We start from the raw sequence: 273 nt of genomic DNA on the forward strand, positions 1-273 counted from the left end.
CTCGGCCTGACCCACTTCGCGGTCCTGTCCGACGGCACGAAGATCGACTCTCCGCGCTTTTTGCGGCGTGCGGAGAAGAAGCTGAAGAAGGCCCAGCCGGAGTTGTCCCGCAAGCAGAAGGGATCGAAGAACCGGGCCAAGGCCCGCCACATGGTTGCCCGTGCCCATGCCGAAGTTGCCGACGCGCGCCGCGAGTTCCACCACCAGCTCTCCACGAAGCTGATATCCGAGAACCAAGGGATCGCCGTGGAGGACCTGTCGGTGGCTGGACTC

General features: G+C 64.5%; 1 protein-coding gene. It reads left to right on the forward strand.

Annotated features, from left to right (window positions below; translation table 11 throughout):
- On the forward strand, nucleotides 1-273 hold a 273-nt coding region (locus tag IH68_RS0149195), incomplete at both ends, for an RNA-guided endonuclease InsQ/TnpB family protein (RefSeq protein WP_030950399.1).

The sequence above is a fragment of the Streptomyces sp. NRRL S-646 genome, from assembly GCF_000720765.1.
Lineage (GTDB): Bacteria > Actinomycetota > Actinomycetes > Streptomycetales > Streptomycetaceae > Streptomyces.